This window comes from Kitasatospora sp. NPDC005751 (assembly GCF_040630835.1).
Lineage (GTDB): Bacteria > Actinomycetota > Actinomycetes > Streptomycetales > Streptomycetaceae > Kitasatospora.
The window spans coordinates 164100-184567 of the sequence record NZ_JBEXYC010000011.1 but is presented as its reverse complement, the minus strand read 5'-3'; the positions used below and the strand labels follow the sequence as shown (position 1 = coordinate 184567).

The window sequence follows — 20468 nt, the reverse complement described above, 5'->3', positions numbered from 1 at the left end:
GTTGACTTTTGGCACGCTGTTGAGTTCTCAAGGAACGGACACTTCCTTCGGACCGCCTTCCAGCGGGCCCTCCGGGCGCTTCGTTCTTTCGTGTTTCCAGCTTACCAGATGTTTTCCGCTCCGTTTTCGGCGCTTCGTTCATCCAACTCGCTGGTGTCTTCTCGGGCTTGACGCCCTGTCCGACGTTTCAAACTCTAGCCGATCCCCGCCCCGAAAGGCGAATCCGGCCGCAATCCATATAAACAGGCACACCGAATAAGGCATGAGCCGTGCCTGCCGTCGAAATGACAAAGCACAACCCAGCCCGAACCGGGAAGTGATGTTTCAAGGGATTGGCCGCTCCGGGACCGTCCGCGTAGACACGTGTCCGGTGCTCCCAGCCGAGCGACTAGAGAACACTACGCCCGTCCGGAGCCTGAGGCAACCCGGTGCCGGGCACCGTCCGCGTGCAGAGCGAGCGGCCGGCCTTCACGTACTCACCGTTCGGGTGGTCGTTGCCGGTGACCCACTGCCGGGCCGTGGCCTCGTCGCGGCCGCCGGCCCGGTGGCGCTCGACCAGGCGCTCCTCGCGGAGGCTGTCGTCCGCGTCGACGTACCAGAGCTCGCGCATGAGTCGGCGGGCGTCCGGCCAGGGGTGTTCGGCGGCGGCGAGGTAGTTGCCCTCGGTGACGACGAGGCGGGCCTGCGGCAGCACGACATGGCGGGCGGCGACGGGTTCGTCGAGGCGGCGGTCGAAGTCGGGGACGTAGATGGGCTGGAACCGGTCCGCCGCGACCCGGCGCAGCAGTGCGACGTAGCCGTGCGCGTCGAAGGTGGCCGGCGCGCCCTTGCGGTGGGCCAGGCCGAGCCGGTCCAGCTGGGCGGCGGAGAGGTGGAAGCCGTCGAGCGGGAGGTAGGCGGCGCTCCCGGGTCCCTCCCGGCGCTCGACCTCGGCGACCAGGTACCGGGCCAGGGTGGACTTGCCGGCGCCGGGCGGGCCGGCAAGTCCGAGGATGGCGCGGGCATTGCTGCCCGGTCCCCGGAGGAGGCCGAGCGCGAGGGTGATGAGGGTGTCCTCGTTCATGGCCGCACCTTACTGATCCCGGCGCGGCCGGCCTCAGCGGGCGGCGAGTGCGGGCGTCTCCAGGGTGAGGGTCCCGGCGTCGGCGTCGAGCAGGGCGGGCAGGCCCAGCGGGACGGTGAGGGTGGAGGGGCAGTGGCCGAAGCCCAGCTCCCACAGGACGGGGACGCCGAGCGGCCCGAGCCGGTCGAGCACGAGCTCCCGGACCCGCTCGGGGCGGCCGCAGCCCTCCCAGGAGCCGAGGGCGATCCCCGCGACCCCCTCGAAGGCGCCGGAGCGCAGCAGCTGGGTGAAGAGGCGGTCGAGCTGGTACGGATGCTCGTTGACGTCCTCCAGGATCAGGATGCTGCCGGCGTAGGACGGCCGGCCCGCGGGCGTGCCGCGCTCGGCGGTGAGGACGTGTACGCAGCCCCCGGCGGTGATGCCGCGGGCCCGGCCGGGGACGAGGGCCGAGGCGGTGGCCGAGGTGAGGACCGTCGTGGCCGAGGGGTCGAAGAGGGTGCGCCGCAGGTGCTCGGCCGTCGGTCCGTCGGAGATGAAGGAGGCGCCGGAGCTCATCGGCCCGTACAGCGTGGCCACGCCGAGGCGCTGGGCGAAGGCCTCGTGCAGGGAGGAGACGTCGCTGAAGCCGACCAGCGCCTTGGGCGAGGCGGCGCGCATCGCGTCCCAGTCGAGCAGGTCGACCATGCGGTGGACGCCGTAGCCGCCGCGGGCGCAGATGACGGCGTCGACGGTGGGGTCGAGCCAGGCGGACTGGAGGTCCGCCGCCCGGTCCGCGTCGGTGCCGGCCAGGTGGCCGAGGGTGGGGTGGGTGTCGAGGACGTGCGGGGCGACCGTGACCCGCAGCCCCCAGGAGCGCAGGATCGCGCACCCGGCGGTGAGCCGCTCGGGGTCGATCGGGCTACTGGGGGCGACCACGACGACATGGTCCCCCGGACGGAGCTGCGGCGGGCGGGTCAGCCCGCGGCCGGGCGTGGTCGGGTACTGGTCCATGGCCGGGATCCTTCCAGGGGTGCGGGTGGCGCTGTGGGGAGGGGTGACGCGCGCTCAGACCGGCCGGAGCCGCCCGGAGGTGGTATGCCCCGTTCGGTTCAGACCGATCCCATCACCGCCCTGACCTCGGCGAGGGTGGCGTCAGCGACGGCGTTGGCCCGTTCGGCACCGTCCCGCAGGACCTGTCGGACGTATCCGCGGTCGGCGGCGAGTTCCTCGCGGCGGGCGCGCATCGGGCCGAAGCGTTCGTTGACGGCCTCGGTCACCGTGCGCTTCAGCACGGCGGCGCCGCCGTCACCGATCTCCTCGGCGACCAGTTCCGGTGCGCGGTCCTGGCAGAGCGCCGCGAGCAGGACCAGGCTGGAGACCTCGGGCCGGGCGGCCGGGTCATAGGTGATCCGGCGGTCGGTGTCGGTCCTGGCGCCGCGGATCAGCCGGGCGGTGGCGTCGGCGGTGGCGGAGAGCGCGACGGCGTTGCCGCGGCTCTTGCTCATCTTTGCGCCGTCGGTGCCGAGCAGCATGGGGGCGGCGGACAGCAGGGCGCCTGGGCGGGGGAAGACACCGGTGCCGTCCGGGTGCGGGTAGCGCTCGTTGAAGCGGCGGGCGACGGTGCGGGCCACTTCGAGGTGGGGCAACTGGTCCTGGCCGACCGGGACGACGTTCGCCTTGCAGAAGAGGATGTCGGCGGCCTGGTGGACGGGGTAGGTGAACATCAGCCCGTTCACCACGGACTGGCCGGAGTGGGCGATCTCGTCCTTGACGGTGGGGTTGCGGCCCAGTTCCGCCACGCTTACCAGGCTGAGGAAGGGGAGCAGGAGCTGGTTGAGGGCGGGGACGGCGCTGTGGGCGAAGATCGTGGTGCGGTCCGGGTCGAGCCCGGCGGCCAGGTAGTCGAGGACGAGGTTCTCGGTGTGCTCGGCGAGGCGGTCGGCGACGTCCCGGTCGGTGATGACCTGGTAGTCGGCGACCACGACGAACATCTCGGTGCCGAGGCGCTGGAGGCGGACCCGGTTCTGCAGGGTGCCGAAGTAGTGGCCGAGGTGGAGCGGGCCGGTGGGGCGGTCGCCTGTCAGGACACGGTGGGCGCCAGGGTCCCGGCGGATCAGCTCGTCCAGATCGGCGCCGGGCCGGTCGACGGTCGGATGGTCGACGGCGGGATGGGTGGAGGTGGTGGCGGGGACGGTGGTGGTCATCGGATCTCTCCTCGGAACGGCGGTGGTGGTGGCCGTCCGGGGTTCCGGGCCCGTCCCGTCGGAGAACGCGACAGGGCCGTCCATCCGGACGGCCCTGGTCAGGCGTGGCTGGTGGCCGTCCTAGGACGGCCACCAGTCGAGACCTGCGAAGCGCTTCATGCGTTCGAGGATAGCGTCAGTCCTCCACGACCAGCGCGGGCGTTCCCGCGTGCAGGGTCTCGCCGCGGAAGAACTCGGGCCGGAACGCGGCGTAGCAGGTCATCAGCACCGCCCCGAGCAGCAGGATGCCGACGCCGATGACGAACACCGAGCCGATGCCGAGGACGGCGCCGCTGCCGTACGCCGGGTCCCAGGCGTCGGTGAGGGTCTGCAGGAAGACGCCCGCGAGCAGCACCCCGCCGAGCAGGGGTGCGAGGCCGCGCAGCACGAGGTTCCGCGGGCTGGTGCGCAGCGAGGCGCGGAAGTGCCAGACGCAGGCGAAGGCGGTCAGGGCGTAGTAGAAGCAGATCATCAGCCCGAGCGCCAGGATGGTGTCCTGGACGACGTTCTCGCTGATCAGGCTCATTCCGACGTAGAACACCGCGGTGGCGGCGCCGGCGGCGACCGTCGCGTAGCCGGGGGTGCGGAAGCGCGGGTGCACGGTGCCGAAGCGCGGCGGCACGGCCCGGTAGGAGCTCATCGCGAGCAGGGTGCGGGCCACCGGGATGAAGGTGGTCTGCAGGCTGGCGGCGGCGCTGGCGACGACGGCCAGGAAGAGCAGGATGCTCCACGGCGAGCCGAGCACCGGCCGGGCCAGCGCGGAGAAGACGTTGTCGGCGGTATCCGGGTTGCCGAGGCCGGTACCGGTGGCGCCGACGCCGGCGAACATCTGGGCGGCGATCGCGACCAGCAGGTACGAGCCCACCAGGGTGACCATGGAGATCATCGCGGCCCGGCCCGGGGTCTTGGCGCTGCCGAGGGTCTCCTCGTTCATGGTGAGGCAGGTGTCCCAGCCCCAGTACATGAAGATCGAGAGCGACAGCCCGGCGGTGAACGCGCTGAACGAGCTCACCTGGAGCGGGTCGAGCCAGGAGGCGGAGAAGCCGATCGAGTGCGGCAGGTCGCCGGCGGCGGCCTTGCCGATGGCGATGGCCGAGAAGAGCACCAGGACGGCCAGCTGGAGGCCGACCAGGCTGTACTGGAACCACTTGGTGGCCGTCATCCCCCGGTAGCTCATCGCGGTGGCGGCGGCGATCAGCACGACGACGGTGAGCAGGTGAACGGCCTTGTTGTCGTTCAGTTCGGCGATCCCGCCGCTGCCGGTCATCTCACCGAGCATCAGGTAGAGGAAGTCGGTCGCCACCCCGGCCAGGTTGGAGAGCACGATGATGGTCGCGACCGTCAGGCCCCAGCCCGCCATCCAGCCGACCCGGGGGCCGAAGGCCCGGACCGTCCAGCTGAAGGACGTTCCGCAGTCCGGGAAGTCCTTGTTCAGCTCCTTGTAGGCGAACGCGACGAGCAGCATCGGCAGGAAGCCGGCCAGGAACACCGCGGGCATCTGCACGCCGACGGCCGTGACCGTCGGGCCCAGCGTCGCGGTCAGGCAGTAGACCGGGGCGACCGTGGAGAGGCCCAGGACCACGCTGCTCAACAGGCCTACCGAGTTCCCCCGTAGGCCCTTGTCCCCCGCTGCCCCCGCCGCCCCCCGGTCGGGGACTCCACCACTGGCGCCACTGTCCGGGGCGCCCTGCGGAGCGGCGGGCGCCGTTGCCCGTCCGCTGCTTCCGTGCTCTGAGAGCTGCTGATCAAACACCTGCGCACCCTAGGTGGAGGCGTCGAAGGTTGTGTAGGCCAACCCTTGGTGATCTGAGCCACTCGCTTCGATTCATTCGTCGCAAATGGAGACGGAGTGATGGATTCATGGCAGTTGGACTCATGTACCTTGGTTTCCAAGGACTGAGGGGGATTTGATTTATCCCTTGTGTCATGGGTTGAGATGTTTTCTCCCCGCATCCCGAACCCTCGATCGATCCGGCCCCGAACCGTCGGATAGGTTTGCCTCACCTAACATCGATCGATCGAGAAGGAGCGTCGCGTGGCCCCCCACCCCGCCGACCGGACCCTCGTCAGCCGCCCCCCGTCCCGCCGGCGGTTCCTCGCCGCCGGGCTCACCGGTGGTGCCGTCCTCGGCCTCGGCGGGCTGCTCACCGCCTGTGGCAGCTCCGGCGGAGCCGCGAGCGGGTCGGCGCAGGCCTCGTCCGGCTCCTCGCCGAACCAGAAGTCGGTCAAGCAGGGCGGCGACGACTACGCCGCCGTGATCGAGAAGATGAAGGACTTCGGCACCGACGCCGCCCCCGGCGTCTACCCGCGCACCGTCAAGCACGCCATGGGCGAGACCGTCATCCCGGCCAAGCCGGTCCGGGTCGTGGTGCTGGACACCGGCGAGCTCGACAACGTCGTCGCCCTGGGCATCCAGCCGGTCGGCGTCGTCTACACCGACGGTTCCAAGAGCATGCCGGCCTACCTCAAGGACGCGGTCGGCAGCCCGGCCGCCGTCGGCACCATCAACAGCCTCAACCTGGAGGCCATCGCCGCGCTCAAGCCCGACCTGATCCTCGGCAGCCAGCTGCGCGCGCAGGACCAGTACGCGCAGCTCTCCAAGATCGCGCCGACCGTCTTCTCGCTGCGCCCGGGCTACCCCTGGAAGCAGAACTTCAAGCTCAACGCCGCGCCGTTCGGCCTGGAGGCGCAGGCCCAGGCCCAGCTCGACGCGTACCAGGCCGCGGCCACCGCGATCGGCGCCGGGCTGGGCGACAAGCGGCCCACCATCACGCCGCTGCGCTTCATGCCCGGCAAGACCCGGCTCTACGCGGAGCTCTCCTTCATCGGCACCATCCTCACCGACGTGCCGCTGCCGCAGCCCAAGATCGAGCAGGTCAAGGAACTCGCGGTCGAGATCAGCCCCGAGCAGATCGACAAGGCCGACGCCGACTGGATCTTCTACGGCGTGTACGGCAGCCCCAGCTCCACCAACCAGGACGCGGTACTCGGCGGCGCGCTCTGGAAGACCCTCGCGGCGACCAAGTCCGGCCAGGCGCGGCCGGTTTCGGACGAGACCTGGTTCCTCGGGCTCGGCGTCCTGGCGGCCAATGCCGTGCTGGCCGACCTCAAGGGGTTCGTCGCACCGGGCACCTGAGCCTGGGCCGCACGGCGGGCGGCACAGCGGGAGCGGAGCTGACCAGGGCGGTGTCCTCGCACACACCCGCCGGTAAGGCGCTTGGAGCTGGTCCCGGGGTGCGGGAGGATCATCGGGACCGTACCCCGAAGGGCACCTGCCGATGACCACGCTCCATCAGAACGCCGCCGACCTGCCCCCGTCCGGCCCACCCACCGCCGGCGCGTCCTCCGTCGGCGCGCTCGCGGTCGGCGTGCCCGGGGGCGGTGCGCTCGCGGTCGGCGTGCCCGGGGGCGGTGCGTCCGACGGAATCGTGTCCTGCGCATCCCACGGGTCGCACCCGGCGCCTGCCACCGAGGACATACCGGGAACCGGGGCGAGCACCGCAGCCGTGGACTCGCGCTGCACGATGGCGGCCCCGGCCGGCGACCACGGTACCGGCGGGGCCTCCTCCGACGGGTCCGTTCCGCGGCCCCGGGGCGGTGGGACCGACGGGGAGGACGTCCGGGACTCCGGCACCGGCGCTGCTGAAGGCCCTGGTGAAGGCGCCGGTAGACGCGGTGTCGGCGGCGATGGCCCGGGTGGCGCCGAGCGTGCCGTCGACGCGAACGGACAGGCGGCCGCCCGGCTTCGTGCGGGGCTGGCCGACCGGCTGCGCACCGCCCACGGCCAGGGCCGCTCGCTCGCCGAGCTGGCCGCCGCCTGTCGTCGGCCGGTCGCCGAGGTCCGCGCGCTGCTCGCCGAAGCCCTCGGAGGCACCGAAGCGGGAACGACGGACGAGCCCCGGACCGCGTCCACCACCGGCCCGGAGGCGTTCGTACGGCTCCGGGCGCCGGAGCCGACGGAGGAACGCAGCGTCCCCGTGCTCCGAGCCGCTCAGGCGGAGCTGCGGACCGTCCTGTCCAAGCGGCCCTCCCCCTCCCGGCGGCTACGCCGGATGCACCCGGAGACCCCCGGACCGGACCGGCCGCTGGAGGCTTCCGGCGCCGGGGCCGCCGCTCCTGCGCTCCTCCTGCCGCCGACGACCCCCGACCCGCTCGTCGGGGCGGCGGGGCCGGTGGCCGGCGCCGGTGAGGAGGCGGACGGTAACGACGGGACCGCCACCGGCGGGAACGCCACCGGCGGGGGTGCTCCCGGCGGGAGCGCCGAGACGCCGCTGGGCATCCTGATCGGCGGCACCCCCCAACTCCCCGAGGCCGTCGGCCGCCCCGAAGAACGGCGGCCGGTCCGGGTGGCGGCCGAGCCCGTGCGCATCGGCCGCGGCACCAGTCTGGTGATCCTGCCGGGCTGGCGACCCGCCATCGCCGTCTCGGTGTCGACCGACCAACTGCTGTCCGCCACCGGCCTCGCCCTCGACCAGCTGGCTTCCGCGCAGCTCTCGGTGCTGATCAACCCCGGAGCGCTGCACGACCGGGAGCTCGACCTGCACGGCTGGCAGGTCGGCCCGGCCGGGCGGGCGGGCCGACGCGGCGGGCAGCAGCAGCCCTCGTAGCTGCCGGGGGACGGGCCGTCGGGAGCCGCCGGGCCGGCCGCCAGGGGCGCCGCCTCGTCCATGACGCCGAGGCGTCGGGCGCCTCAGACCCTCGGCGCGTTCGGGACGTAGCCGAACTCGACGGGCACCGGCTCGCGGCGGTCGGCCAGCCAGCCCTCCCGGACCTCGGCCAGCAGCTCCGCGAGCCGAGGGGGCCAGACCGCGTCGGCGTCTTCGTCGGTGAGGTCGTCGGCCGTCCACCAGCGCCAGTCGAGGATCCGGTCGGCGGCGTGCATCGCGCTGAGGTCGCCCACCGGCTCCCGGTGCGGCCCGCTGGTCAGGTAGATGTGCTCGTGCTGGCGGACGGGTATGCCGTGCCAGGTGAAGTCGTGTTCCCAGGTGCAGAGCAACGGACCGGGTTCGAGATCGGTCCAGCCGGTCTCCTCCCAGAGCTCACGACGGGCGCCGGTCCACGGCGTCTCGTCCTTCTCGATGCCGCCGCCGGGCATGGTCCAGTGGACGCCGACCTCGCTGTTGTCCGAGCGGAGGAGGAAGACCGACCCGTTCTCGTCGAGTACCACCGTCCGGGCGGCCTGCCTCGGGGTTCGCTTCGCGCGTTGCCACAGATTTCGCATCGGGTCACCTTCCCAGTTCGGGCCCGATTGCGTCGAACGGATCGCGGGCGGGTCGATGGGCGGGCGGCGTCGAGCGGACCGTGGGCGGTGCGGCGTCGAGCGGACCGTGGGCCGCGGGAACGGCATCGCCCCGGCGGAGAAAGGGTGTTGGCACCGCCGGAAACGGCCGGTGGACATAGCCTGACGCCCATGCCCGCACCCGCGCTCCTCTTCCCGGCCGACCCGCTCAACCCGCACCGGCCCGATCCGCACTTCGCCTGGGAGGCCCGTGTCCTGCGGGGCCTGGGTGGTGAGCTGTACCTCGTCGACCACGACGCACTGCTCGCGGGGAACGCGGAGGAGGCGGTCCGTCAGGTACCGCGGGACTGCGGCCCGCTCTGGTACCGGGGTTGGATGGTTCCGTCGGCCGACTACGCGGCCTTCGCCCGGGCGCTGGCCGGGCGCGGCGCCCATCTGCTGACCAGCGCGGCCGGGTACGCCTCGGCGCACGAACTGCCCGGCTGGTACGGCGTGTTCGAGGGGGCGACGCCGCCGAGCGTCTGGATTCCGGTGCGGACGGCGGCCCGGCCGGAGCCGGCGGAACTCGCCGCCGCCGTCGAGCGGCTCGGCGGCCGCGGTCCGGCGATCGTCAAGGACTACGTGAAGTCCCGGAAGCACGAGTGGCACGAGGCCTGCTACGTCCCCGACATGGCCGACCTGGCCGCCGTCGGGCGGGTGGTGGCGCGCTTCGTCGAGTTGCAGGGCGAGTACCTCACCGGCGGCGTGGTGCTGCGCCGGTACGAGGAGTTCCGACGGGCCGGGGGCGCCGGGAGCGGGCGGAACGGGAGCGGCGGGAACGGGGACGGACCGGACGAACCGGGGGGAGGCGCGAGCGACGGTGCCTCCGGGGCCCGCCGGGGCGGGGACGAGCGGGCGGTGGAGGCCCGGGTCTGGTGGCTGGACGGCGAACCCGTGCTGGTCGGGCCCCATCCGGACACGCCCGGCCAGTCGGCCGAACCGGACCTCACCGACGTCCGGCCGCTGGTCCGTGCCCTCGGCTGCCGCTTCGTCACCACCGACCTCGCCAGCCGGGCCGACGGCTCCGGCTGGCGGGTGGTGGAGGTGGGCGACGGTCAGGTCAGCGACCTGCCGCGCGGGATCGACGCCTCCGCGCTGCTCACCTCGCTGATCGCGGCCTGACGCCGGTTCGGCGCGAGGGCCGGGCGGCGGACTGCGGGACCGGAAGGCTCAGCGGCCGAGGACCTGGCCCGCCGCCTCGTCGGGCACCGGGTGGTGCTTGTCGGCGATGAACGCCTGCCAGAGCCGCGTGTACACGCCTCCCCGCGCGAGCAGTTCGGTGTGCGTGCCGTCCTCGACCACCCTGCCGTGGTCCAGGACGACGACCCGGTCGGCGCGTTCCGCAGTGGTGAGGCGGTGGGCGATGACCAGCGTGGTGCGGCCGCCGCTGAGCCGGTCCGCCGCGTGGTTGACCGCCGCCTCGGTGGCCAGGTCGAGCGCGGCGGTGGCCTCGTCCAGGAGCAGGATGTCCGGGTCGACCAGTTCGGCCCGGGCCAGCGCGATCAGCTGGCGCTGCCCCGCCGAGAGGTTCCGCCCACGGCCGGTGACCTCGTGGTCGTACCCGTCGGACAGGTGGCGGATCATGTCGTGCGCACCGACCGCCCGGGCCGCCGCCTCCACCTCGGCCGCCGTGGCCGAGGGCCGGCCGTACGCGATCGCCTCGCGCACCGTGCCCGCGAACAGGTACGCCTCCTGCGGCACGACACCGAGCCGGTGGCGGTACTGCGCGAGGTCGTACCTGGTCAGGTCGACGCCGTCCACCCGGACGGTGCCGGAGGTCGCGTCGTAGAACCGGGCGACCAGCTTGACCAGGGTCGACTTGCCGGCGCCCGTCTCACCGACCAGCGCCACCGTCTGGCCGGCGGGTATCCGGAGATCCACTCCGGTGAGCACCTCCCGGGCCCCGTCGGCGCCGCCGTTGTAGGCGAAGCCGACGCCCACGAACTCGATCTCGCCGCGCAGCGCCGCCACCGGCACCGGATCGGCGGCCTCGGCGGTGGTGGTCGGGGTCCGCAGCAGCTCACGCGTGCGGCCCAGGCCGACGGCGGCCTGCTGGTAGCCGTCGAACACCTGCGAGAGCTGGTTGACCGGTGCGAAGAAGAGGTCGATGTAGAGCAGGTACGCCACCAGGGCGCCTACCGTCAGCGTCCCGGCGTCGACCCGCGAGGCCCCCACGATCAGTACCAGTGCGGCGGCGACGCTGGAGAGGAACTGCACGAACGGGAAGTACAGCGAGATGTAGAGCTGCGCCCGCACCCGGGCCTCGCGGTAGGCCATCCCCCGGGCGACGAAGCGATCGGTGTTGGCGTCCAGCCGACGGAAGGCCTGGACGATCCGCATGCCCGCGACGTTCTCCTGGAGGTCGGCGTTGACCGTGCTGATCAGGTCGCGGGAGATCTCGTACTGCGTCTTGGACTTCCTGCGGAACACCAGCGTCGCCACCACCAGCAGCGGCAGCACGGCGAAGACCACCAGGGCCAGGCCCGCGTCGATGATCAGCAGGGCGGCGAAGATGCCGAGGAAGGTCAGCAGGCTGACCACCGCCGTGACCACCCCGGTCTGCAGGAAGGAGGTCAGCGAGTCCAGGTCGGTGGTCATCCGGGTCATGATCCGGCCGGACAGCTCGCGCTCGTAGTAGTCCAGGCCGAGCCGGTTGAGGTGCGCGAAGATCTTGAGCCGGAGGGTGTAGAGCACCCGCTCGCCGGTGCGGCCGCTGACCCGGCTCTCGGCGCTCTGCACCAGCCAGTCCAACAGCACGATCACCAGCGCCACCAGCGAGGCGGCGGCGACGCCCGACATCAGGCCCTTGCTCACGCCGTCGTCGATGCCGTGCCGGATCAGGATCGGCAGCACCAGCCCGGCGCCCGCGTCCAGGGTGACCAGGAGCAGCGCGAGGGCGAGCGGGCGGCGGAACGGGCGCAGCAGGCGGCGGAGGCTGAAGTCCGGGTCGCCGGCCTCGGCCTCGGCCCGGGCGACCGCCGGGGTGTCGGTGGCCGGCGGGAGGGCGGCGACCTTGTCGAGGAGGGCGGGGTCCGCGGTGCGGGCCGCCTTGGCCAGCGCGGGCGTCGCCAGGGCGGGCGTCGCCAGGGCGGGCGTCGCCAGGGCGGGCGTCGGCGGTGCGACGGCGGGCGGCGGTACGGGGGCGCTCGTCCGGGGCTCGGACTCGGTCTCGGTCTCGGTGTCGGTCTCGGCGGTGACGGCACCGGCGGCGGTGACGGCCCTGGTGGCGGTGGCGGTCGGGGGCTTGGTCCGGCCGGCCTCGGGGTCGGAGATCAGGACGCGGTACTGGGGACATCGGGCGTCGAGTTCCTCGTGCGTACCGATGTCCAGCAGGCGACCGTGGTCCAGGACCGCGATCCGGTCGGCCAGCTGGAGGGTCGACCGGCGGTGCGCGATCAGCAGTGTGGTGCGGCCGGCCATCACCGACCGCAGGGCGTCGTGGATCTCCGCCTCGATCTGCGGGTCGACCGCCGAGGTGGCGTCGTCGAGCAGCAGGATCCGCGGGTCGGTGAGGATCGCCCGGGCCAGGGCTATGCGCTGGCGCTGGCCGCCGGAGAGGGTCAGGCCCTGCTCACCCACCTTGGTCGCGTACCCGTCGGGCAGCTCCCGGACGAACTCGTCCGCCTGCGCGGCCCGGGCGGCCGCCACGACCTGCTCGTCGGTGGCGTCCGGCCGCCCGTACGCGATGTTGGTGCGGACCGTCTCGGAGAACAGGAAGCTCTCCTCGGGAACGATGCCGACGGCCGACCGCACCGAGTCGAGGGTGAGGTCGCGCAGGTCGTGGCCGTAGAGCCGGACCGCGCCGCCCGCCGGGTCGTAGAACCGGGGAACCAGCTGCGCCACCGTCGACTTGCCCGAGCCGGACGCGCCGACCAGGGCCAGCGTCTCGCCGGGGGCGAGCTTCAGGGTGAGCCCGTGCAGGACGGGGGCGGGGTGCTCGGGGTCGTAGCGGAACTCGACCTGGTCGAACTCCAGCGCCACCTCGGCGGTCCGGGGGCCGACGGGCCGCCCCAAGCGGTCGTCGGCGGCGGCCGGCGTCGGTCCGGCGCCGTCGTGGGCCCGGTGGAGGCCGTCGGCGCGGGTGAAGTCGAGGGTGACGGCGTCCGGGCGCTCCTGCACCAGCGGCCGCTCGTCGATCAGCTGCAGCACCCGCTCCACACCGGCCCGGGCCTGCTGGCCGACGGTGATGACCATGGTCAGCATCCGGACCGGACCGGTCATCTGCGCGACGTAGGTGGAGAAGGCGACGAAGGTGCCGAGGGTGACCTGGCCCTCGACCGCCAGCCAGCCGCCGAAGGCCAGCACCGCGACCTGGGCGAGCGCCGGGATCGCCTGCATCGCCGGGTTGTAGCGGCTGTTGAGCCGGATCGACCGGAGCCGGGCCGCGAACAGGTTGTGCGAGGCCGCCGCCAGCTTGTCCAGCTCCTGGGACTCCTGACCGAAGCCCTTGACCACCCGGACGCCGCCGACCGACTCGTCGACCACGCCCGCGACGGCGGCCGCCTCCTGCTGGGCCGCCCAGGTGGCGGGGAACAGCCGCTTGCGGCTCAGGACCGAGACCCACCACAGCGCCGGGCCCATGACCAGCGCGATCAGGGTGAGCGGCGGCGACAGCCAGAGCATCACGGCCAGCGACATGACGAACATCAGCAGGTAGCCGGTCATCATCGGCAGCATCGAGAGCAGGCCGTTGATCAGCTGGAGGTCGGAGGTGGCCCGGCCGACCACCTGGCCGGTGTCGAGGCGGTCCTGCCGGTGGCCGTCGAGCCGGCCGAGCGAACGGAAGAGGTCGCTGCGCAGGTCGTGCTGGACGTCGAGGGCGAGCTGGCCCCCGTAGTAGCGGCGGACCTGGGTGCAGGCGAACACCAGGGCGGCCGCCGCCAGCAGCACCACGGCCCACGGCGCCAGCGAGCGGGTGTGCGCGGTGATGACGTCGTCGATGATCAACTTGGTGACCAGCGGCACCAGCGCCGTGACGGCCATCCCGACGATCGAGGCGCCGAAGGCGAGCAGCGCGCTGCGCCGCGAGCGCCAGCAGTAGCCGATCAGCCGGCGCAGCCAGCCCGTGCCGGTCCCGCCGTCGGCCGAACCCTCGCCCGGGCTCCCGCCGCCGTCGGCCGGGGGCCCGGCGCCGTCCGGCCGGGCACCGCCCGCGGCCTGCCCGCCGTGCTTGCCGCCGGGCAGGCCGGTTCCGCCCCGCCGCCCCTTCGTGCCTCGCGGGCCGGTCCGGGTGCCGCTCGGGGAAAGCTCCACCGTAGATCCATGAGTCTCAGGCATATTTAGGGATGCTAACCATTTCGTCCGGTGGCCGCCATGGACTTTCAGGCCAGGGCAGGCCGGGTGAACCGGCCCGGCTGAGGAACCAACAGCCTGCGGCCTGCGGTGATTCCCGGCCGGGGCGCACGCCTCGGCCGTCACCCTCCAGGGTGAACGAGATCGCGCCGAACGCCCACCGGCCACCGACGCAGCCCGGCGCCGTCCTTTGGGCCTAGGCCGGACGCCCGACTCCCGGTCGTCCGGCGGGTGGTCAGCCGGACCCGGCCCGGCCCCGTCGAGCGCTTGCCGTCGACCGCTTGCCGTCGGACCGTTCGGTGCGACGGCGCACGACCGGGCGGCCGGGCCGGCCGGGAGGGCCGCCCGCGCCGCTCGCTTCAGCTGCGCGCGGCCGTGCCGGCGGCTGCCGAGAAGGCGCCGTGCGCCAGGCTGTGCAGCAGGGCGGCCATGCTGTCGCGCTGGAGGGCGACGCGGTCCTCCTGCGCGCGGTCCTCCTGGGCGGGACTCGGGCCGAGGCTGTGCGGAGTCGAGTTGATCAGCCCGAAGACGGCGTGCACCGTGGCCCGCGCCACCGGCTCGGCATCGGGCACGGCCAGCGACGGATGGGCCCGGCGGACCACGTCCACCCACAGTTCGACGTAGCCGCGCTGGAGCCGGCGGACCGTCCGGCGGTCCTCGTCCTTGAGGTTCAGCAGCTCGCGGTCGTGCAGGGTGATCAGGTCGCGGTCGTCCAGCGCGAAGTCGACATGCCCCCTGATCAGGGCGTCCAGCGCTTCGGCGCCGCCGTCGCCGCCACCCGCCCGGCGGCGGCCCTCCTCCAGGAGGCGCTCACTGATGCCGATCAGGAGATCGGCGAGCATCGCGTCCTTGCCGGCGAAGTGCCGGTAGAGCCCCGGCCCGCTGATGCCGACGGCTTTGCCGATCTCGTCGACACCCACGCCCAGGAAGCCCCGGGCGGCGAACAGCCGCGCGGCCTCCCTGCGGATCTGGTCACGGCGTGGGAGCGCGGAGGCGCCTGGGACGTTCGGCATGCTGCCCATCGTAGACAGTCGGGTTATCGCCCGTTAACCTGGGCGGCACGAGTTAACGCTCATTAACGTGGGGGTCGCAGGCGCACCCGGGCTCTGCTGCCCACCTGGTGCCGAGAGCAAGGGAGCTCTTGGAATGGTCATCTCCACCGCCGGTGCACCCACCGGCGTTCACGGCGGCGCAGCGGCCGGAACCACGGCGGGCGGCGCGACGAACGGCGCGGCCGCCGGAGCCGTTCCACCGGCCGCCGCCGCGCCCGCCCCCCGGCTCGGCACCGCCGCCGACCCGGGCTCGGAGGCCTACCGGGCCAACACCGAGGCCCATCGTGCGCTGGTCGGCGAGCTGCGCGAGAAGCTCGCCGCGGCCGCACTCGGCGGCGGGGCCAAGGCCCGGGCGCGCCACACCGCCCGCGGCAAACTGCTCCCCCGCGACCGGGTGGACACGCTGCTCGACCCGGCCTCGCCGTTCCTCGAACTGGCGCCGCTGGCGGCCGACGGGATGTACGACGGAGCCGCTCCGGCGGCCGGCGTGATCGCGGGCATCGGCCGGGTCGCCGGGCGCGAGGTGGTCGTCGTCGCCAACGACGCCACCGTCAAGGGCGGCACCTACTACCCGATGACGGTGAAGAAGCACCTGCGCGCGCAGGAGGTCGCGCTGGAGAACCGGCTCCCCTGCGTCTACCTGGTGGACTCCGGCGGCGCCTTCCTGCCGATGCAGGACGAGGTCTTCCCGGACCGCGACCACTTCGGCCGGATCTTCTACAACCAGGCCCGCCTCTCCGCCGCCGGGATCCCGCAGATCGCCGCCGTGCTCGGCTCCTGCACGGCGGGCGGCGCGTACGTGCCGGCGATGAGCGACCAGGCCGTCATCGTCCGCAACCAGGGCACCATCTTCCTCGGCGGACCGCCGCTGGTGAAGGCCGCCACCGGCGAGGTGGTGACCGCCGAGGAGCTCGGCGGCGGCGACCTCCACTCCCGCACCTCCGGCGTGACGGACCACCTGGCCGAGGACGACGCCCACGCCCTCTCCATCGTGCGCACCATCGTCGCCGGGCTGGGCCCGCGCGCGGCCAGGCCGTGGCCGCTGGCCCCGGCCGAGCCGCCCACCGTCGACCCGGCGGGTCTGTACGGAGCCGTCCCGGTCGACCCCCGGACGCCGTACGACGTCCGCGAGGTGATCGCGCGGCTGGTCGACGGCAGCCGGTTCGCCGAGTTCAAGGCCGAGTACGGCGCGACCCTGGTGACGGGGTTCGCCCGGATCCACGGCCACCCCGTCGGCATCGTCGCCAACAACGGTGTGCTCTTCGCGGAGTCCGCCCTCAAGGGTGCCCACTTCATCGAGTTGTGCGACCAGCGGGGCATCCCCCTCCTCTTCCTCCAGAACATCACCGGCTTCATGGTCGGGCGGCAGTACGAGGCGGGCGGAATCGCCAAGCACGGCGCCAAGATGGTGAACGCCGTCGCCTCCACCCGCGTCCCGAAGCTGACGGTGGTGATCGGCGGCTCGTACGGGGCCGGCAACTACTCGATGTGCGGCCGGGCCTACTCGCCCCGCTTCCTGTGGATGTGGCCGGGCGCGAAGATCTCCGTGATGGGCGGCGAGCAGGCCGCCTCGGTGCTGGCCACCGTCCGGCGAGACCAGCTCGAAGCCCACGGGGAGTCCTGGCCCACCGGGGCGGAGGAGGAGTTCAAGCGCCCCGTCCGCGAGCAGTACGACCGCCAGGGGAACGCCTACTACGCCACCGCACGGCTCTGGGACGACGGAGTGATCGACCCGATGGACACCCGCACCGTCCTCGGACTCGCCCTCACCGCCTGCGCCAACGCCCCGCTCCCGCCGCCCGGCCCGTACGGCGTCTTCCGGATGTGACGGCCGCCCGGGCAGGGCCGCGCGTCACCACGGAGCCTCCTCCGGACGAGCGGCCCTCCCGGGCCCGGCACACCCGCCAGACCCGAGCCGCCGGACCGCTCGACCCGCTCGTCGGCCCGCTCGTCGGCCCGCGTGCCGCACCGGGCGTGCCGACCGGGCCCGGCCCGGCCCGACGGCGGCCCGCCCGGCCGCGCACGACGCGTCGCTGCTGCTGCCGCCTCCCACCACCTCCTTCGCACGGCTCCCCTCGACCCGGAGGATCGCCTCCCATGTTCGACACAGTTCTGGTCGCCAACCGTGGCGAGATCGCCGTCCGGGTGATCCGCACCCTGCGGCGGCTCGGCGTGCGCTCCGTCGCCGTCTTCAGCGATGCGGACGCCGACGCACCGCACGTCCGCGAGGCCGATGTCGCGGTACGGCTCGGACCGGCCGACCGTAGTGACAGCTCGGCCACCGAGACGTACCTGCGGACCGACCAGATCCTCGCCGCGGCCCGCCGCACCGGTGCCCAGGCCGTTCACCCCGGCTACGGCTTCCTCGCCGAGAACTCCTCCTTCGCGCGCGCCTGCGCCGACGCCGGCCTGGTCTTCATCGGTCCTCCTCCCGCTGCGGTCGAGCTGATGGGTGACAAGATCAACGCCAAGGAGGCCGTACGGGCCGCCGGCGTACCGGTGGTCCCGGGCAGCGAGGCCACCGCGCCCACCGACGGGGAGCTCGTCGCGGCTGCCGACGAGATCGGCTTCCCCGTGCTGCTCAAGCCGTCCGCCGGGGGCGGCGGCAAGGGCATGCGCCTGGTGCGGGACCGGGCCGAGCTGCCGACCGAGATCGCCGCCGCCCGGCGGGTCGCCCGCACCGCCTTCGGCGACGACACCCTGCTGCTGGAGCGGTGGGTCGACCGGCCGCGCCACATCGAGGTCCAGGTGCTCGCCGACGCCCACGGCACCACCGTCCACCTCGGCGAGCGCGAGTGCAGCCTGCAGCGCCGCCACCAGAAGTTGATCGAAGAAGCACCCTCCGTTCTGCTCAATGCCGAGACCCGCGCCGCGATGGGCGCAGCCGCCGTCCGCACCGCGGAGTCCTGCGGCTACACCGGGGCCGGCACCGTGGAGTTCATCGTCCCCGGCCTCGACCCGGACTCCCCCGTCCCCACCGAGGGGGTACGGGACTTCTTCTTCATGGAGATGAACACCCGCCTCCAGGTCGAACACCCCGTCACCGAACTCGCCGTCGCCGTCGGCGGCACCACCGACGGCTCCGCCGGAACGGGCGGCACCCAGCAGCGACGACTGGACCTGGTCGAGTGGCAGCTGCGGATCGCCTCGGGCGAGCGCCTCACCTTCACCCAGCCGGACATCTCCTTCCTGGGCCACGCCATCGAGGCCCGGATCTGTGCAGAGGACCCGGAGCGGGACTTCCTCCCCACCGGTGGACGCATCCTCGTCCTCGACGAGCCGCAGGGCGAAGGCATCAGGGTGGACTCGGGTGTCGCCCCGGGCACCGAGATCACCAGCTCCTACGACCCCATGCTCGCCAAGGTCATCGCGTACGGGCCCGACCGCCCGACCGCGCTGCGCCGGCTCCGCGCCGCGCTGGCCGACACCCGGATCCTGGGCGTGACCACCAACACGGGCTTCCTGCGGCGACTGCTCGCCCACCCCGATGTCGTCGCCGGCCGCCTCGACACCGGGCTGGTGGAGCAGACGGCGCAGCAGCAGCCCGCACTGCTCGCCTCGCCCTACGCTCCTGCCAACGCGGCCTCCACCGCTCCGACCGCCGACACCGGCACCGCCGACGCAGACCCCGGCCACTCCGACGAAGCCGCCGGGGACACCGACCCCCGGCCCACCGAGGCTCCGACGCCCGCCCACCTCCTCTACTACGCGGCCGCGCTCGCGCGGCACCTGAGCCTCACTCCCACCGCCGACGGCGACGGCTGGACCGACCCCTTCTCCCTTCCCTCCGGCTGGCGCATCGGCGGCCAAGCGGCCTGGACCACCCATCGACTCCGTACCCCCGGCCAGGACCCGGTGTCGGTGAGCATCCGTGCGATCACTGTCGGCAACGTAGCCGAGGCCACTGACATTCCCCCGGGCGTCACCCGTGAGGTGGACATCCGGCTCGGCTCCGGACCGGTCCACCGGGCCCGGGCCGTCCGGTCGGGCGACCGGCTGCACCTCACCGCCGACGGGCTCCAGACGACGTTCGCCCTGGCCGCCGACGGCGCGCCGGGCACGGCCACCGGCCCGGTGACCTGGCTCGGGATCGACGGCGACGCCTGGCCGGTGCACGGCTACGACCCGGTCGGCGAGAGCACCACCGCCGGCGCGGCCCACCACGGCGCCCTCACCGCCCCGATGCCCGGCACGGTCACCGTCGTGAAGACCACGGCCGGCGAGCTGGTCCGCAAGGGCCAACCGCTGCTCGTCCTGGAGGCCATGAAGATGGAACACGTGATCGCCGCCCCGCACGACGGCACCGTGAGCGAGCTGCGGGCCACCGCGGGAGCCACGGTGGCGATGGAGGAGCTGCTGGTCGTGGTCACCCCGGCCGAGGAGGGACCGGGCGGGGTGGAACCGGGGAAGGGCGGACCGGCCTCCGCCGGATCGTCCGCGGACGGCCCGGCGCTCGGTGCGGTCGCCGCCGAGGTGCGGTCATGACCGCCGCCGCGCCCGAGCCCGACGCGCTCGACCTGGGCCTGCCCGCCGAGGTCCGCGACGCGGGCCTGCCCGAGGAGGTCCGGATCCACGAGGTCGGGCCGCGCGACGGCCTGCAGAACGAGAGCGCCCTCGTCCCCGTGGAGGTCAAGGCCGAGTTCATCGCCCGGCTCGCCGGCGCGGGCCTGCGCACGGTGGAGGCCACCAGCTTCGTCCACCCGAAGTGGGTGCCCCAGCTCGCCGACGCCGAGGAACTGGCACCCCGGCTGGCCGGGTTGCCCGCCCGCCACCCCGGGCTGCGGCTGCCGGTCCTGGTGCCCAACGAGCGCGGGCTGGACCGCGCGCTCGCCCACCACGCCACCGACATCGCGGTGTTCGCCAGCGCCACCGAGACCTTCGCCCGCCGCAACCTCAACCGCTCGGCGGACGAGGCGATGGCGATGTTCCGACCGGTGGTGGAACGCGCCACCGGCGCCGGCGTCCGCGTGCGCGGCTACCTCTCGATGTGCTTCGGCGACCCGTGGGAGGGCCCGGTCCCGGCCGAGCAGGTGATCCGCTTCGGCGTGCGGCTGCTGGAGATGGGCTGCACCGAACTGAGCCTCGGCGACACCATCGGCGTCGCCACCCCGGGCCAGGTCACCGCGCTGCTGGACGGCTTCGGCCGGGCCGGAGTCCCGGTCGACAGGCTCGCGGTGCACTTCCACGACACCTACGGCCAGGCGCTCAGCAACACCCTGGCCGCCCTGCGCGGTGGCGTGACCACGGTCGACGCCTCGGCCGGCGGCCTGGGCGGCTGCCCGTACGCCAAGAGCGCCACCGGCAACCTGGCCACCGAGGACCTGGTCTGGATGCTGCACGGCCTCGGCATCCGGACCGGCGTCGACCTCCGCGCCCTCGTCTCCACCAGTGGCTGGATGGCGCGGCGACTCGGCCGGCCGAGCCCGTCGCGCACCGTCCAGGCGCTGCTCGGCGACGGCCGGGACTGACCGCCCCGCACGCTTCGAAACCCCGCGAGGACCCGCGTCGGCCGCGACCCGGTCCGGCCGGATCTCTCCGTACCACCCGACCCGCTCGACAGC

The 20468-nt window shown here is 73.4% G+C and carries 13 protein-coding genes; 6 read left to right on the top strand and 7 right to left on the bottom strand.

Going from position 1 to position 20468, the window contains the following annotated elements:
• Nucleotides 1-388: 388 nt before the first annotated feature.
• From ABZ497_RS14290 to ABZ497_RS14275, 4 genes are all read right to left on the bottom strand, one after another.
• Nucleotides 389-1063 (bottom strand): nucleoside/nucleotide kinase family protein, encoded by a 675-nt coding sequence (locus ABZ497_RS14290; RefSeq protein WP_359805070.1) that lies wholly within the window; start codon nucleotides 1061-1063, stop codon nucleotides 389-391.
• A gap of 33 nt (nucleotides 1064-1096) precedes the next feature.
• Entirely contained in the window at nucleotides 1097-2053 is a 957-nt protein-coding gene (locus ABZ497_RS14285; RefSeq protein ID WP_359805068.1) for an LD-carboxypeptidase, read from the bottom strand.
• 98 nt (nucleotides 2054-2151) lie between these two features.
• Nucleotides 2152-3246: a tryptophan--tRNA ligase gene (gene trpS / locus ABZ497_RS14280; RefSeq protein WP_359805067.1), complete on the bottom strand. Its 1095-nt coding sequence runs from the start codon at nucleotides 3244-3246 to the stop codon at nucleotides 2152-2154.
• A 175-nt stretch (nucleotides 3247-3421) separates the two neighbouring features.
• Nucleotides 3422-4879, bottom strand: coding sequence for an APC family permease (locus ABZ497_RS14275; RefSeq protein ID WP_359805089.1), 1458 nt, complete (start codon nucleotides 4877-4879; stop codon nucleotides 3422-3424).
• A 441-nt stretch (nucleotides 4880-5320) separates the two neighbouring features.
• Here ABZ497_RS14275 and ABZ497_RS14270 point away from each other — a divergent pair, with 441 nt between their 5' ends.
• Together ABZ497_RS14270 and ABZ497_RS14265 are read left to right on the top strand one after the other, a co-directional pair.
• Nucleotides 5321-6421 (top strand): iron-siderophore ABC transporter substrate-binding protein, encoded by a 1101-nt coding sequence (locus ABZ497_RS14270; RefSeq protein ID WP_359805065.1) that lies wholly within the window; start codon nucleotides 5321-5323, stop codon nucleotides 6419-6421.
• A 142-nt stretch (nucleotides 6422-6563) separates the two neighbouring features.
• Nucleotides 6564-7892: a hypothetical protein gene (locus ABZ497_RS14265; RefSeq protein ID WP_359805063.1), complete on the top strand. Its 1329-nt coding sequence runs from the start codon at nucleotides 6564-6566 to the stop codon at nucleotides 7890-7892.
• An 83-nt stretch (nucleotides 7893-7975) separates the two neighbouring features.
• Here the strand turns inward: ABZ497_RS14265 and ABZ497_RS14260 are convergent, their stop codons facing one another.
• Nucleotides 7976-8506, bottom strand: coding sequence for an NUDIX domain-containing protein (locus ABZ497_RS14260; RefSeq protein WP_359805061.1), 531 nt, complete (start codon nucleotides 8504-8506; stop codon nucleotides 7976-7978).
• Nucleotides 8507-8695: 189 nt separating this feature from the next.
• Here ABZ497_RS14260 and ABZ497_RS14255 point away from each other — a divergent pair, with 189 nt between their 5' ends.
• A complete protein-coding gene (locus ABZ497_RS14255) occupies nucleotides 8696-9685 on the top strand; it encodes an ATP-grasp domain-containing protein (RefSeq protein ID WP_359805059.1) in 990 nt (329 codons plus the stop codon).
• Nucleotides 9686-9733: 48 nt separating this feature from the next.
• Here the strand turns inward: ABZ497_RS14255 and ABZ497_RS14250 are convergent, their stop codons facing one another.
• The gene (locus ABZ497_RS14250) at nucleotides 9734-13621 is read right to left on the bottom strand and encodes an ABC transporter ATP-binding protein (RefSeq protein ID WP_359805088.1); all 3888 of its coding nucleotides are present in this window, start codon (nucleotides 13619-13621) and stop codon (nucleotides 9734-9736) included.
• Nucleotides 13622-14214: 593 nt separating this feature from the next.
• Nucleotides 14215-14868, bottom strand: a complete 654-nt coding sequence (locus ABZ497_RS14245) for a TetR/AcrR family transcriptional regulator (protein WP_359805057.1) — start codon at nucleotides 14866-14868, stop codon at nucleotides 14215-14217.
• A 133-nt stretch (nucleotides 14869-15001) separates the two neighbouring features.
• Between ABZ497_RS14245 and ABZ497_RS14240 the strand changes: the two genes are divergently transcribed.
• The 3 genes from ABZ497_RS14240 to ABZ497_RS14230 all read left to right on the top strand — a co-directional run bounded on the left by ABZ497_RS14240 (nucleotide 15002) and on the right by ABZ497_RS14230 (nucleotide 20375).
• Complete coding sequence (locus ABZ497_RS14240; protein ID WP_359805055.1) at nucleotides 15002-16735, top strand: carboxyl transferase domain-containing protein; 1734 nt, start codon at nucleotides 15002-15004, stop codon at nucleotides 16733-16735.
• 269 nt (nucleotides 16736-17004) lie between these two features.
• Nucleotides 17005-19392 (top strand): biotin carboxylase N-terminal domain-containing protein, encoded by a 2388-nt coding sequence (locus tag ABZ497_RS14235; RefSeq protein WP_359805053.1) that lies wholly within the window; start codon nucleotides 17005-17007, stop codon nucleotides 19390-19392.
• Nucleotides 19389-20375 (top strand): hydroxymethylglutaryl-CoA lyase, encoded by a 987-nt coding sequence (locus tag ABZ497_RS14230; protein WP_359805051.1) that lies wholly within the window; start codon nucleotides 19389-19391, stop codon nucleotides 20373-20375. The genes ABZ497_RS14235 and ABZ497_RS14230 overlap by 4 nt, the downstream gene beginning before the upstream one ends.
• The last annotated feature ends 93 nt before the right edge of the window (nucleotides 20376-20468 follow it).